The organism is Pseudomonas sp. 8BK, assembly GCF_902506475.1.
In the GTDB taxonomy this organism is placed as follows: Bacteria; Pseudomonadota; Gammaproteobacteria; order Pseudomonadales; family Pseudomonadaceae; genus Aquipseudomonas; species Aquipseudomonas anguilliseptica.
Window position 1 is genome coordinate 1,778,363 of sequence record NZ_LR733252.1, and the last position, 13,281, is coordinate 1,791,643.

A 13,281-nucleotide genomic window follows, 5' to 3' on the forward strand; every position below is an offset into this window, starting at 1 on the left:
CTCAACCCTCCCGGCTTTCGAAGTCGATACGCGGATCGACCAAGGTGTAGGTAATGTCGCCGATCAATTTCACCACCAGGCCCAGCAACGTGAAGATAAACAGGGTGCCGAACACCACCGGGTAATCGCGGTTTATGGCGGCCTCAAAACTCATCAGGCCAAGGCCGTCGAGGGAGAAGATCACCTCGATCAGCAAGGAGCCGGTAAAGAAGATGCCGATAAAGGCCGCCGGAAAGCCGGCGATGATGATCAGCATGGCGTTTCGGAACACATGGCCATAGAGCACGCGGTTGTTGCTCAAGCCCTTGGCGCGGGCAGTGACCACGTATTGTTTGTTGATCTCATCGAGAAAGCTGTTCTTGGTTAGCAGCGTCAGGGTGGCGAAGTTGCCGATCACCAGGGCGGTGACGGGCAGCGCCAGGTGCCAGAAGTAGTCGAGTAGCTTGCCGGTAAAGCTCAGCTCATCGAAATTGTTCGACGTCAGCCCGCGCAGCGGGAACCAGTCCCAGTAGCTGCCGCCGGCAAACAGCACGATCAGCAGAATGGCGAAGAGGAAGGCGGGGATGGCATAACCGACGATGATCATTGAGCTGGTCCAGACGTCGAAGGCGCTGCCGTGGCGGGTGGCCTTGGCGATGCCTAGCGGGATCGACACCAGGTACATGATCAGCGTGCTCCAAAGCCCCAGGGAGATCGACACCGGCATCTTCTCGATGATCAGGTCGATAACCTCGGCATCGCGAAAGAAGCTCGAGCCGAAGTCCAGTTGCGCGTAGCTCCTGAGCATCAGCCAGAAGCGTTCCGGGGCGGATTTATCGAAGCCGTACATGCGTTCGATTTCCGCCACCAGCTCCGGGTCCAGCCCCTGGGCGCCACGGTAGTTGGAACCCGCCACCGAGACTTCGGCGCCGCCGCCGGCAATCCGGCTGGTGGCACCGTCAAAACCTTCCAGTTTGGCGATCATCTGCTCGACCGGGCCACCGGGGGCGGCCTGGATGATGATGAAGTTGATCAGCAGAATGCCGAACAACGTGGGAATGATCAGCAGCAGCCGACGAACGATATACGCCAGCATGTTATTGCTCCACGTCGGCAGTGTTCTGTGTGGCAGCTTCGTCGGCCGCCGCTTCAGGGGATTTCGCCCGGGCCCACCAGGTGTAGAGGCCTATGTCGTATTGCGGACTGACTTTGGGGTGCTCGAAGCGGTTCCAGTAGGCCACGCGCCAGGTCTTGATATGCCAGTTGGGCACCACGTAATGGCCCCACAGTAGTACGCGGTCGAGGGCGCGCGTATGGGTGATCAGGCTCTGGCGCGAGTCGGCATTGATCAGGCCCTCGACCAGGCTGTCCACGGCCGGGTCTTTCAGGCCGATAAAGTTGCGGCTGCCGGGATTGTCGGCGCTGCTGGAGTGCCAGTATTCGCGCTGCTCGTTACCTGGGGAGTTGGACTGACCAAAGCCTCTTACAATCAGATCATAGTCACGCGAGCGCTCCCGATTGACGTACTGGGATACATCGACGCGGCGGATCACCAGTTCAATGCCCAGGTCGGCCAGATTGCGTTTAAACGGTAGTAGAACGCGCTCGAATTCGGCTTGCGCCAGCAGGAATTCGATGGTGACCGGTTTGCCTGTGCTGTCGAGCATCCTGTCGCCATCGACGCGCCAGCCGGCTTCCTGCAGCAATTGATAGGCGCGGCGCTGCTGCTCACGAATGATGCCGCTGCCATCGGTAACCGAGGGCTGATATTCGTCGGTAAATACCTGAGGCGGAATCTGTGCACGCAATGGCTCCAGCAGCTTCAACTCATCCGCGGAGGGTAGGCCGGCCGAGGCCAGTTCGGAATTGTCGAAGTAGCTGCGGGTGCGCGTGTAGGCGCCGTTGAACAGCTGCCGATTGGTCCACTCGTAATCAAACAGCAGACCTAGGGCTTCTCGTACACGGCGGTCACTGAACAACGGACGTCGGGTGTTGAAGATAAAGCCCTGCATGCCTGTGGGGTTGCGATTGGCGATCTCTTCCTTGATCAGCTGCCCATTGGCCACTGCGGCGGTGTTATAGGCGGTGGCCCAGTTCTTTGCGCTGGTTTCCAGCCAGTAATCAAACTGTCCGGCTTTGAGTGCTTCCAGGGCGACGGTATTGTCGCGGTAGTAGTCAAACTGCAGGGTGTCGAAATTATAGAACCCACGGTTGACCGGCAGGTTCTGGCCCCACCACTCCTTGACCCGCTCATAACGGATTGAACGCCCCGCTTGAACATCAGCCACCTTGTAAGGGCCGCTGCCGACGGGGATATCGAGATTGCTTTTGCTGAAGTCGCGTTTGGCCCACCAGTGTTTTGGCAGCACTGGCAGTTGGCCTACGATCAGCGGCAGTTCACGGTTACCGGCATGCTTGAAGACAAAACGCACGCGTTGCGGGCTTTCGACCTCAACCTTGTCGACATCGGCGTAGTAACCACGGTACATCGGCGCTCCTTTGCTCATCAGGGTATCGAAGCTGAACTTGACGTCCTCTGCGGTGACCGGCTGGCCATCATGGAAGCGCGCTTCGGGGCGCAGGTAAAACCGAACCCATGCATTGTCCGGCGCTTTTTCGATTTTTTCCGCGAGCAGGCCGTAAACGGTGAAGGGTTCATCCAGGCTGGGGCGCGTCAGGCTGTCGTAGATGATGCCTATATTTTCTTCAGATACGCCCTTGGAAATGAAGGGGTTGAGGCTATCGAAGCCACCAAAACCGGCTTGGCGCAGCGTGCCGCCTTTGGGCGCATCCGGATTGACGTACTCGAAGTGCTTGAAGTCAGCCGGGTACTTGGGCGGTTCGTCATACAAGGTTTGAGCGTGCTTGGGGCTGGCCAGGGCCAGGCTGGCAATACCAAGCAGAGCAATGCTGCTGGCGTGGATAAACAGGGCGCGCAATGCATGGGTCATTCAGCGTTCTCCATGGATTTCAGCCACCAGGTGCGCAGGCCCAGGGTGTAGGGCGGCGTGGTGACGAAGGCAAATCGGTTGCGGTAAGCCAGGCGGTGGTAATCGATATACCAGTTCGGAATGCTGTAGTGCTGCCACAACAGTACCCGGTCAAGGGCGCGGGTGGCGGCGACTTGCTCGTCGCGGCTCTGTGCCGAGAGCAGTTTTTCAATAAGTGCGTCGACCACCGGGTGGGTGACCCCGGCGTAGTTCCTGCCGCCTTTGATCTTGGCCTGGGAGGAATGGAAATACAGCGACTGTTCCAGGCCGGGGCTGAGGGTTTGCGGCAGGGTGAGCAGAATCATGTCGAAGTCGTACTGGTCGAGGCGCTGCTTGTATTGGGCGCGGTCGACGGTGCGCAGGTTGGCCTGGATGCCAATGCTGGCAAGGTTCTCGGTAAAGGGTTGGAGAATGCGTTCAAGGTTCGGGTTGACCAGCAATATTTCAAAGCGCAGCGGCTGCCCCTCGCTGTTGAGCAGGCGTTGGCCGGAGGGCTTCCAGCCGGCTTCGGCCAATAGACCGAGGGCGCGGCGCAAGGTTTCCCGCGGGATGCCGCGGCCGTCGGTCTGCGGCATGCTGAACGGCTCACTGAACAGGCGTGCTTGCAACTGCTTGCGGTAGGGCGAAAGCAACAGCCATTCGGCACCTTCCGGTTTGCCTCGCGCTGAAAACTCGCTGTTGGGGTAGTAGCTTTTAGCGCGAGTGTAGGAGCTGTTGAACAGTGCGCGGTTTGCCCACTCGAAGTCGAACATCAGGCCAAGCGCTTCACGCACCTGGCGGTCGGCAAACACCGCGCGGCGAGTGTTCATAAACAGTGCCTGGGTCTGGGTCGGGATCTGGTGGGGGATCTCGGCGCGGACCACTTCGCCACGGCTCAATGCCGGGAAGCGATAGCCATTGGCCCAGTTCTTCGCCTGCTGTTCGATATAAATGTCGAATTCGCCGGCCTTGAACGCTTCGAAAGCCACATGGCTGTCGCGGTAGAACTCCACGTCGACCCGGTCGAAATTGTATTTGCCGCGGTTGACCGGCAGTTTCGTGCCCCACCAGTCCTTGACTCGCTCGAACCTCAGGCTGCGTCCAGGGCTGACCTGAGTAATGCGGTAGGGCCCGCTGCCCAGTGGCGGCTCATAGGTGGTGGCCTTGAAGTCGCGGTCTTTCCAGTAATGCTGTGGCAGCACCGGCAATTCGCCCAGGCGCAGGATCAGCAGGGAGTTGCCGGCACGCTTGAGCACAAAACGGATGCTGTGACGATTGAGAATATCGACCCGTTTTACTTCTTGAAGATTGGTGCGGTATTGCGGGTGGCCTTCTTTGAGCAGCAGACGGTAGGAGAAGGCGACGTCATAGGCGGTGATCGGCTTGCCGTCGTGGAAGCGTGCTTCGGGGCGCAGGTTGAATACCACCCAGCTGCGGTCATCGCTGTATTCCACCGATTCGGCGATCAAGCCATAGCTGGAGGCGGGTTCGTCACCGGAAGGGTCATAGGCGCCGGTGCCGACCATCAGCGGTGCGTTGAGCTCGTTAACGCCGTACTGCAGGAAGTTGGCGGTGCTGATCGGGCTGCTGCCCTTGAGGGTGTATGGGTTGAGGGTGTCGAAGGTGCCGTTGGCCATCATCCGCAGCGTGCCGCCCTTGGGGGCTTCCGGGTTGACCCAGGCAAAATGGGTGAAACTCGCGGGATACTTCAACTCGCCAAACTGGGCGTAACCGTGGCTTTTATACAGTGTGGCCCAAGCAGATGAACTGATGGCCATGCAGAGAAGTAACGAGAGGAGGGGACGTATCAAGTGAAATATCCGATCCGTGGCGTCTTGTGGGCTGCTGGTCAGGCACATTAACAGCTTGTATGGGCTGGAAAAAGGGTAGGCTCGACAGCAGCCGATAGCGGCACTTTGACTACACTGAAATCACGAAAATATGAGGGTGTCACTTTGGTAACAGCTTGCCATGGTTTGCAGTCATGGATCGATCGCTTCAACCAAGCCGAACTACCCGCCCTGGCCTCAGTGGTGCAGGATCTGCACCGTTTGACCCTGGGTGACAAATCGTCTGTGCAGCAACTGGCAGACGTGCTGCTACGTGATGCGGCCTTAACCACCAAGGTGCTGCGTATCGGCAATAGTGTGTATTACAACCCGTCCCAAGAGCCTATCCGCACCATTTCTCGGGCCATCGTGCTGATCGGTTTCGATAATGTGCGGCAGATCGGTCTGTCGGTCAGTCTGATTGATGGCCTGTTGGCGCGCAGCTCACGCGATCAGCTTGCCGAACTATTGGCACGCTCGTTTCATGCCGCCGTGCAGGCGCGCAATATCGCCGGCTATGTGCTGACGAAAAATGATGAGGAAGTGTTTATCGCCGCCTTGCTGCATAACGTCGGTGAGTTGGCGTTCTGGGGTTGTGCCGGGGATGCGGCGGATGATCTGGCCAGTGCTCTGGCTCAGCCGGGTGTCGATGAAGATGAGGTAGTGATGCAGCTGCTGGGCACCAGTTTCCGCCAGCTGAGTTTGGCGCTGGTGAAAAGCTGGAACCTGGGCGACACCGTCAGCCTCGCGCATCAGTCAACCAGCCAGAATTATCCGGCCGTCAAGGCTGTGACCCTGGGGGCAAAGATCAGTCAGGCGGCGCTGGATGGCTGGGATACTCCAGTAATGGAGGCGCTGGTAGGGCAGTTGGCCAGTTTTATCGGGGTGACCCCGCAGGAAGCCATGCAGCAAGTGCTGGCCAGCGCCGAGGAAACCGTGAAGATGGCAGCGACCTTCGGCGCCAGCCAGCTGTGCAAGCTGATCCCCAATACCGACCCGGAACAGATTCGTTTACAGCAGGAACAGCGCAAGGCGCGTCTGTTGCAGCCCAATCTGCTGGTTTTGCAGCAGGCCTTGCAGGACCTCGGCCTGATGGTTTCGCGTCGTGGCGATCTCGGCCTGGTACTCGACACCTTGTTCAAGGGGTTGCATCAGGGTGCGGGGCTGGAGCGCATCATGCTGGTGGTGCTGGCGGACGGGCAGAGCTGTTTCCGCGCCAAGCGGGTGATTGGCGAGGGCACTGAGGGCTGGAGCCATGACTTCGTTCTGCCCGTGGCGCAGCAAGAGCAGCCGCATATTTTCAGTTATGCACTGCGTAATAAAGAAGCGCTCTGGATGGGCGTGCCGGCCAGTTACAACCTTAATGAGCTGGTCACTCAGCCCATTCGTCAGCGCCTGGGGCAGGGCATGTTCTTTATCGCACCGCTATTGGCCGGTACTCGGGAAATCGGCCTGCTGTATGCCGACAGTCGGGTATCGGGGCGGGCGTTGAAACATGAGCAGTTTGTTGCCTTTCAGCGCTTTACCCAGTTGACCGGGCGCTGTCTGGAAGCGATGAGCAAGAAGGCCTGATCAGTTGACGCTGTACAAAGTCAGGGTCTGCCCTGGCTTGAGCGCCTTACCGGCTTTGGGGTTCCAGTTCTGTAGGCTCTTCATCGGCACCTTGAAGCGCTTGGCGATCAGGTACAGCGAGTCACCCTGGCGCACCTTGTAATAGGTCGCACTCTGGCGTGGCGCACTGCCGCTGCTGCCGCTGCTGCCGCTTGCACCGCTGCTGGGTCTGCCGGCTTGCAAGGTGAGCACCTGACCGACCCGCAAGCTGTTGCCGGACAGCTTGTTCCAGCGCTGCACATCCTTGACCGCAACCTTGTGGTTCTTGGCGATCTGCCAGAGGTTGTCGCCGCTTTTTACCCGATAAGTCAGGCTCGGGGGGCTGTGTGCAACGCTGCGCTGGAATACCGGTTCGCGTGCCGCTACACCGGGTTGTGCGGGAATGCTCAACACCTGGCCAATACGCAGGTTGTTGCTGGAGAGCTTGTTGATGTCCTTCAGGGTGTTCACGGTCAGCTGATGACGGTTGGCGATGCTGTGCAGGCTGTCGCCTGAGCGCACCCGGTACTGCTGCCAGTCCACCAATTCCTGAGGTTTCATCAATGACAGGTTGGCGGTCAGCAGCTCGGCCTTGTCGGTTGGTACCAGCAGATGCTTCGGGCCGTCGAGGGTTATGCCTTTCTTGAATGCGGGGTTGAGCAGGTACAGCTCGTCTTCATCCAGGTCGGCCATGGCGGCGACGCGCGCGAGATCCATGCGCTGGGTGAACACAACCTTCTCGAAATACGGTTCGTTGGCAATCGGAGCGAGGCTGACACCATAGGCTTGCGGCGTCATCACCACTTGCGAAAGGGCCAGCAGCTTGGGTACGTAATTCTGGGTTTCCACCGGCAGCGAGAGGTTCCAGTAGTCCGTCGGCAGGCCGAGCTTCTGGTTGCGCTCAATCGCCCGGCTGACGCGGCCTTCGCCAGCGTTGTAAGCGGCCAGGGCCAGCAGCCAGTCGCCGTTGAACATTTCCTTGAGGCGAGTCAGGTAGCTGATTGCCGCATCGGTTGAGGCCATCACATCGCGGCGACCGTCATACCAGTTGGTTTGGCGTAGGTTGAAGTTTCGGCCGGTGGACGGGATGAACTGCCACAGCCCAACTGCATTGGCATGGGAGTAAGCCAGCGGGTTGTACGAGCTTTCGATCATCGGCAGCAGTGCCAGCTCCATCGGCATATTGCGCTGCTCCAGGCGCTCAACGATGAAGTGGATATAAGGGCTGCTGCGCTCGCCGGCTTTTTCGATAAACGTAGGGTTGCTGACGAACCACAGACGTTGTTGCTCGATACGCGGGTTGAGGGTGATGGTGTCTTGCAGCTGGTAGCCGTTGCGCACCCGTTCCCAGATGTCCTTGGGTTCTTCGGGGGCTGGTGCCACGCCGCTGCTGAGCCATTCCGGCTCTTGCTCGAGACCGACCGCGCGATCGGTATCGCGGTCACTGTCTGGGCGGTATTGGTTGCTGGTCTGGCAACCGGCCAGGGTTATGCACATGATCACCACAAACGTCCGAGCGCTTTGTGTCAATGCCTTTAAATTCAAGGTCTTGCGTGGTGATAAAGGCATTGGCGGCGATGTACTTCCCGGCGAAAAGGTCGGGCGATTCTAGGAAGCAGCATGGCGTTGGTCAAGTTTTAACCAGTCTTTTGTGTGGTTGTCGAGGTTTAGAAATGGTCCTTCCAGGCACGTAAGGCAGCGAAAACCTGCACTGGTGAGCGGCTTGCAGCCCCTTCACGCTCGCTAATACGGGCGCCGACCGACGGTTGTGCGCTGCGTAAAAAAGGATTGGTGGCACGCTCCAGGCCAATTGATGACGGCAGGCTGATTTGTCCGGCTTCGCGCCATTGGCTGACCTGTGCCAGACGTTGCTGGATTTGCGGATTATCGGGCTCAACAGCCGCGGCAAAGCGCAAGTTGCTCAGGGTGTATTCATGGGTACAGAACACCTGAGTCTGTTCGGGGAGGGCAGCCAGGCGGCTGAGCGAATGGTGCATCTGTTCAGGGTTACCTTCGAACAGGCGACCACAGCCACCAGCAAACAGCGTGTCGCCACAGAACAGCCAGTACTGCTCGGGCTGGATATAGGCGATATGTCCGAGCGTGTGCCCCGGTACTTCATATATGTCGAATCGCTGGCCCAGCACTTCAGCCTGATCGCCGTCGCGCAGCGCCAGGTCGCGCCCTGGGATCTTTTCGTTGGCCGGACCCAATACCCGAGCACCGGTTGCCGTCTTCAGTCGTTCAATACCACCGACGTGATCGAAATGATGGTGGGTGATCAGAATGTCGCTCAGCTGCCAGCCGGGGTTGGCCGCCAGCCAGGCCTCGACCGGCGCGGCGTCACCGGGGTCAACAACCGCGCAGCGACGCTGCTTCAGGTCTTGGAGCAGCCATATATAGTTGTCGGAGAATGCAGGCAAGGCGTCGATTTTTATCATCAGTTGGTCGCTAAGCAGGGCACAAAGGTGCATCTTAGGGTGCAATGGCGGTGCTGGCTACGCAGGTATTTCTTATGTCCGATCACCCTTTTGCCCACGCAGACAGTGAATGGCTCGATCTGATCGCCGCAGCGCGCACCTGGCTGAGAGGCCCGCTCGGGCAGTTGCTGTTGGAGCAGGAGCGGCAATTGCTCGAAGAAGAGCTGGCGCGCTTCTTTGGTGGCTACCTGGTGCATTACGGCCCAGCCGCCGACATGCCGCCGGACGCTCAGCAGATTCAGCGCAGTGTGCGCCTGGGCGCGCCGTTCAAGGGTGTGGAGATTGTTTGTGAGGAGCAATCCTGGCCGCTCACCGAGCATGCCGCCGATGTGGTGGTGTTGCAGCACGGCTTGGATTTCAGTCTGTCGCCCCACGGTTTGCTCCGTGAGGCGGCGCGCAGCGTGCGGCCGGGAGGGCATCTGCTGATCGTCGGAATCAACCCGATGAGTAGCTGGGGCGTGCGCCGCCTATTTACCCGCGACGCACTGCGTCAGGCCCGTTGCATTGCGCCCAATCGGGTCAGTGACTGGCTGCACCTGCTGGGCTTCGCGCTGGAGAAACGCCGCTTCGGGTGCTATCGTCCGCCGCTTTCTGCGCCGGCCTGGCAGGCGCGGCTGGCTGGGCTGGAGCGACTGGGCGTGGCCTGGCAGCCTCCCGGCGGCGGTTTTTACGTGCTGGTGGCCCGCAAGCTGGTCGTGGGGCTGCGGCCATTGCGCCAGCCCAATCGGCAACCGGTGGGCAAGCTGCTGCCGATGCCGGTGGCCAAAGTCAGTCGCCGCGAAACACCTCAGAAATAGCATCGGCCGGAATAATTGAGCGAGAGATTGCAGATACATGAGTGAACAGGTCGAGATCTATACCGACGGCGCCTGCAAGGGCAATCCTGGCATTGGTGGCTGGGGCGCGTTGTTGGTTTGCAAAGGTGTGGAGAAGGAGCTGTGGGGCGGTGAGCCCAACACCACCAATAACCGCATGGAGCTGATGGCGGCGATTTGTGCCTTGATTGCGCTGACTCGGCCCTGTTCGGTGCGCCTGATTACCGACTCGCAGTATGTGATGAAGGGTATCCAGGAGTGGATGCCGAATTGGAAGAAACGCGGCTGGAAAACCGCCGCCAAAGAACCAGTGAAGAACGCCGATCTATGGCAGGCGCTGGACGAACAGGTCAATCGCCACCAGGTGACGTGGCAATGGGTGCGCGGCCATACCGGCCATCCGGGTAATGAGCGTGCCGACCAATTGGCCAATCGCGGTGTGGATGAAGTAAGAGGGTTGAAGCATGCGTAGTGTGGTGCTCGATACAGAAACCACGGGTATGCCGGTGGCTGATGGCCATCGGATTATCGAAATCGGTTGTGTCGAACTGATCGGCCGGCGCCTGACCGGGCGGCATTTTCACGTTTATCTGCAGCCTGATCGCGAGATTGACGAAGGCGCGATTGCGGTGCACGGCATCACCAACGACTTTGTCAAAGACAAGCCGCGCTTCAAGGAAGTCGCCGATGAGTTCTTCGAATTCATCAAGGGCGCGCAGCTGATCATCCACAACGCGGCGTTCGACGTTGGCTTTATCAACAACGAGTTCGCTCTGATCAAGCAGGACGACCGCGCTGATATCAGCGAGCACTGCTCGATCCTCGATACCCTGATGATGGCCCGCGAGCGCCACCCAGGGCAGCGCAATAACCTCGATGCCCTGTGCAAACGCTATGGCGTCGACAACTCTGGCCGTGATCTGCACGGCGCCTTGCTCGACGCCGAGATTCTTGCCGACGTCTACCTAACCATGACCGGCGGGCAGACCAATCTGTCCCTGGCTGGCGATGGCTCGGAAGGCGACGGTAATGGCCGTCAGCAGCCCAGTGCGATCCGCCGTCTACCCGCCGAGCGCGTGCGTACACGGGTGATCCAGGCCAGTGCTGCTGAGCTTGCCGAGCATGCCGCGCGTCTGGCGATTATCGAAAAATCCGCAGGCGCGCCGCCGCTCTGGGTGCAGATGGAACAGCCCAAAGCTGAGGTTTGATAGCGTCGCGAGTTATCCACTCGCGACCTTTTCGTACAGCGTCACGCAAAGGGGGTTCCGCCTGGCGGAGCCAGCCTCTACCCTGAGGCGATAGGCAGGTTCAGCCTGTCACTCTCAGGGACGCCACAATGTATAAAGACCTAAAGTTCCCCGTCCTGATCGTGCACCGTGACATCAAGGCCGATACCGTGGCCGGTGACCGGGTACGCGCCATCGCCCAAGAACTGGAGCAGGACGGCTTCAGCATTCTTTCCACCGCCAGCTCCGCTGAGGGGCGCATCGTGGCCTCCACGCACCACGGCTTGGCCTGCATTCTGGTCGCCGCCGAAGGTGCGGGTGAAAACCAAAACCTGCTTCAGGACATGGTCGAGCTGATCCGCATCGCTCGCCGTCGTGCGCCACAGTTGCCGATTTTCGCCCTGGGCGAGCAGGTGACCATCGAGAACGCGCCGGCCGAAGCCATGGTCGATCTCAACCAGTTGCGCGGCATTCTCTATCTGTTCGAAGACACCGTGCCGTTCCTCGCGCGCCAGGTGGCCCGCGCCGCACGCAATTACCTGGATTGCCTGCTGCCGCCATTTTTCAAGGCACTGGTGCAGCACACCGCACAATCCAACTATTCCTGGCACACGCCCGGCCATGGCGGCGGCGTGGCCTATCGCAAAAGCCCAGTGGGGCAGGCGTTTCACCAGTTCTTTGGCGAGAACACCTTACGTTCGGATCTTTCGGTATCGGTGCCCGAACTGGGCTCGCTGCTTGATCACACCGGCCCCTTGGCCGAGGCTGAGGCACGCGCGGCGCGCAATTTCGGCGCGGATCACACCTATTTTGTGATCAACGGCACCTCAACGGCGAACAAGATTGTCTGGCATTCCATGGTCGGCCGCGATGATCTGGTGCTGGTGGATCGCAACTGCCACAAGTCGATCCTGCATTCGATCATCATGACTGGCGCGATCCCGCTCTACTTGTGCCCGGAACGCAACGAGCTAGGGATTATCGGGCCGATTCCGCTGAGCGAATTCAGCCGTGAATCGATTCAGGCCAAGATCGATGCCAGCCCGCTGGCCAGAGGGCGTGTGCCGAGCAGCAGCGGGGCGATGGTCAAGCTGGTGGTGGTGACCAACTCGACCTACGACGGCCTGTGCTACAACGCCGAGCTGATCAAACAGACCTTAGGCAACAGCGTTGAGGTACTGCATTTCGATGAAGCCTGGTACGCCTATGCGGCATTTCATGAGTTTTATGCCGGGCGTTATGGCATGGGTACTGCTCGCACTGAAGATGCGCCGCTGGTGTTTACCACCCACTCGACGCACAAACTGCTGGCGGCTTTCAGTCAGGCCTCGATGATCCATGTGCAGGATGGCGGTGTGCGTCAGCTGGATCGGGATCGCTTCAACGAAGCTTTTATGATGCACATCTCCACCTCGCCGCAGTACGGCATTATCGCCTCGCTGGATGTGGCTTCGGCGATGATGGAAGGCCCGGCCGGGCGCTCGCTGATTCAGGAAACCTTCGATGAAGCGCTGAGCTTCCGCCGTGCCCTGGCCAATCTGCGGCAGAACCTCAGTAGCGATGACTGGTGGTTCAGCATCTGGCAGCCGGCCAAGGCCGAAGGCGCCGATGATGTAGTCACCCAGGACTGGCTGCTGCAACCGCAAGCCGACTGGCACGGCTTTGGCGATGTAGCCGAGGATTACGTGCTGCTCGATCCGATCAAGGTGACCCTGGTGACGCCAGGGTTGACTGCCGACGGTAAGCTGGACGCGCGCGGTATTCCGGCTGCGGTGGTCAGCAAGTTTCTTTGGGAGCGCGGCCTAGTGGTGGAAAAGACCGGGCTGTATTCCTTCCTGGTGCTGTTCTCCATGGGCATTACCAAGGGCAAGTGGAGCACGCTGCTGACCGAACTGCTGGAGTTCAAACGCAGCTACGACGCCAACCTGCCATTAAGTGATGTGTTGCCATCGATTGCCCAGGCCGGTAAGACTTTTTATCAGGGCATGGACTTGCGCGACCTGTGCGATGCTCTGCATGCCTGTTACCGTGAAAATGCTACGGCCAAGGCGCTTAAACGCATGTACACGGTGCTGCCGGAAGTGGCGATCAAGCCGGCTGATGCCTATAACCAGTTGGTGCGTGGTGAAGTCGAGGCGGTACCGATTGAGCAGTTGGAAGGCCGCATTGCTGCGGTGATGCTGGTGCCCTATCCGCCAGGTATTCCACTGATCATGCCGGGTGAGCGTTTTACAGCGCAGACCCGCTCGATCATCGATTACCTGGCATTTGCCCGCACCTTTGATCGCAGCTTCCCCGGTTTCGATGCAGATGTGCATGGCCTGCAACGTGAGGAAGGCGTCTACACCGTGGATTGCATCAAGGTCTGATCCTGCTCTGGATTGCAGCTTTGC

General features: G+C 59.5%; 10 protein-coding genes. 5 read left to right on the forward strand and 5 right to left on the reverse strand.

The window, feature by feature from the left end:
• Position 1: 1 nt before the first annotated feature.
• The 3 genes from ACIN8IBEIGE_RS08130 to ACIN8IBEIGE_RS08140 are packed head-to-tail and all read right to left on the reverse strand — an operon-like array spanning position 2 to position 4,756.
• Positions 2 to 1,075, reverse strand: a complete 1,074-nt coding sequence (locus tag ACIN8IBEIGE_RS08130) for a microcin C ABC transporter permease YejB (RefSeq protein WP_160014198.1) — start codon at positions 1,073 to 1,075, stop codon at positions 2 to 4.
• Between the two features lies 1 nt (position 1,076).
• Positions 1,077 to 2,930 (reverse strand): extracellular solute-binding protein, encoded by a 1,854-nt coding sequence (locus tag ACIN8IBEIGE_RS08135; protein WP_160014199.1) that lies wholly within the window; start codon positions 2,928 to 2,930, stop codon positions 1,077 to 1,079.
• The gene (locus ACIN8IBEIGE_RS08140) at positions 2,927 to 4,756 is read right to left on the reverse strand and encodes an extracellular solute-binding protein (protein ID WP_160016341.1); all 1,830 of its coding nucleotides are present in this window, start codon (positions 4,754 to 4,756) and stop codon (positions 2,927 to 2,929) included. Before ACIN8IBEIGE_RS08140 ends, ACIN8IBEIGE_RS08135 begins: the two co-directional genes overlap by 4 nt.
• A gap of 168 nt (positions 4,757 to 4,924) precedes the next feature.
• Here ACIN8IBEIGE_RS08140 and ACIN8IBEIGE_RS08145 point away from each other — a divergent pair, with 168 nt between their 5' ends.
• Positions 4,925 to 6,349: an HDOD domain-containing protein gene (locus tag ACIN8IBEIGE_RS08145; RefSeq protein ID WP_160014200.1), complete on the forward strand. Its 1,425-nt coding sequence runs from the start codon at positions 4,925 to 4,927 to the stop codon at positions 6,347 to 6,349.
• Here the strand turns inward: ACIN8IBEIGE_RS08145 and ACIN8IBEIGE_RS08150 are convergent, their stop codons facing one another.
• Both ACIN8IBEIGE_RS08150 and gloB read right to left on the reverse strand, forming a co-directional pair.
• Positions 6,350 to 7,936 (reverse strand): lytic transglycosylase domain-containing protein, encoded by a 1,587-nt coding sequence (locus ACIN8IBEIGE_RS08150; protein WP_160014201.1) that lies wholly within the window; start codon positions 7,934 to 7,936, stop codon positions 6,350 to 6,352.
• A gap of 98 nt (positions 7,937 to 8,034) precedes the next feature.
• Positions 8,035 to 8,808, reverse strand: a complete 774-nt coding sequence (gene gloB / locus ACIN8IBEIGE_RS08155) for a hydroxyacylglutathione hydrolase (RefSeq protein WP_160014202.1) — start codon at positions 8,806 to 8,808, stop codon at positions 8,035 to 8,037.
• Between the two features lie 74 nt (positions 8,809 to 8,882).
• On the opposite strand from gloB, the gene ACIN8IBEIGE_RS08160 reads away from it, so the two are divergent.
• From ACIN8IBEIGE_RS08160 to ACIN8IBEIGE_RS08175, 4 genes are all read left to right on the forward strand, one after another.
• Positions 8,883 to 9,644 carry a class I SAM-dependent methyltransferase gene (locus ACIN8IBEIGE_RS08160; protein ID WP_160014203.1) on the forward strand — a complete coding sequence of 254 codons (762 nt, stop codon included), beginning with the start codon at positions 8,883 to 8,885 and terminating at the stop codon, positions 9,642 to 9,644.
• Between the two features lie 37 nt (positions 9,645 to 9,681).
• The gene (gene rnhA / locus ACIN8IBEIGE_RS08165; protein WP_090386696.1) at positions 9,682 to 10,134 is read left to right on the forward strand and encodes a ribonuclease HI; all 453 of its coding nucleotides are present in this window, start codon (positions 9,682 to 9,684) and stop codon (positions 10,132 to 10,134) included.
• Positions 10,127 to 10,870 carry a DNA polymerase III subunit epsilon gene (dnaQ, locus tag ACIN8IBEIGE_RS08170; RefSeq protein WP_160014204.1) on the forward strand — a complete coding sequence of 248 codons (744 nt, stop codon included), beginning with the start codon at positions 10,127 to 10,129 and terminating at the stop codon, positions 10,868 to 10,870. The genes rnhA and dnaQ overlap by 8 nt, the downstream gene beginning before the upstream one ends.
• Before the next feature lie 128 nt (positions 10,871 to 10,998).
• Positions 10,999 to 13,257, forward strand: coding sequence for an Orn/Lys/Arg decarboxylase N-terminal domain-containing protein (locus ACIN8IBEIGE_RS08175; protein ID WP_160014205.1), 2,259 nt, complete (start codon positions 10,999 to 11,001; stop codon positions 13,255 to 13,257).
• Positions 13,258 to 13,281 lie beyond the last annotated feature (24 nt).

What these genes read in the sequence shown, in the direction of transcription:
- ACIN8IBEIGE_RS08130 (WP_160014198.1), bottom strand. Translation starts at nt 1,075, where the DNA reads ATGCTGGCGTATATCGTTCGTCGGCTGCTGCTGATCATTCCCACGTTG.
- ACIN8IBEIGE_RS08135 (WP_160014199.1), bottom strand. Translation starts at nt 2,930, where the DNA reads ATGACCCATGCATTGCGCGCCCTGTTTATCCACGCCAGCAGCATTGCT.
- ACIN8IBEIGE_RS08150 (WP_160014201.1), bottom strand. Translation starts at nt 7,936, where the DNA reads ATGCCTTTATCACCACGCAAGACCTTGAATTTAAAGGCATTGACACAA.
- gloB (WP_160014202.1), bottom strand. Translation starts at nt 8,808, where the DNA reads ATGATAAAAATCGACGCCTTGCCTGCATTCTCCGACAACTATATATGG.
- ACIN8IBEIGE_RS08160 (WP_160014203.1), top strand. Translation starts at nt 8,883, where the DNA reads ATGTCCGATCACCCTTTTGCCCACGCAGACAGTGAATGGCTCGATCTG.
- rnhA (WP_090386696.1), top strand. Translation starts at nt 9,682, where the DNA reads ATGAGTGAACAGGTCGAGATCTATACCGACGGCGCCTGCAAGGGCAAT.
- dnaQ (WP_160014204.1), top strand. Translation starts at nt 10,127, where the DNA reads ATGCGTAGTGTGGTGCTCGATACAGAAACCACGGGTATGCCGGTGGCT.
- ACIN8IBEIGE_RS08175 (WP_160014205.1), top strand. Translation starts at nt 10,999, where the DNA reads ATGTATAAAGACCTAAAGTTCCCCGTCCTGATCGTGCACCGTGACATC.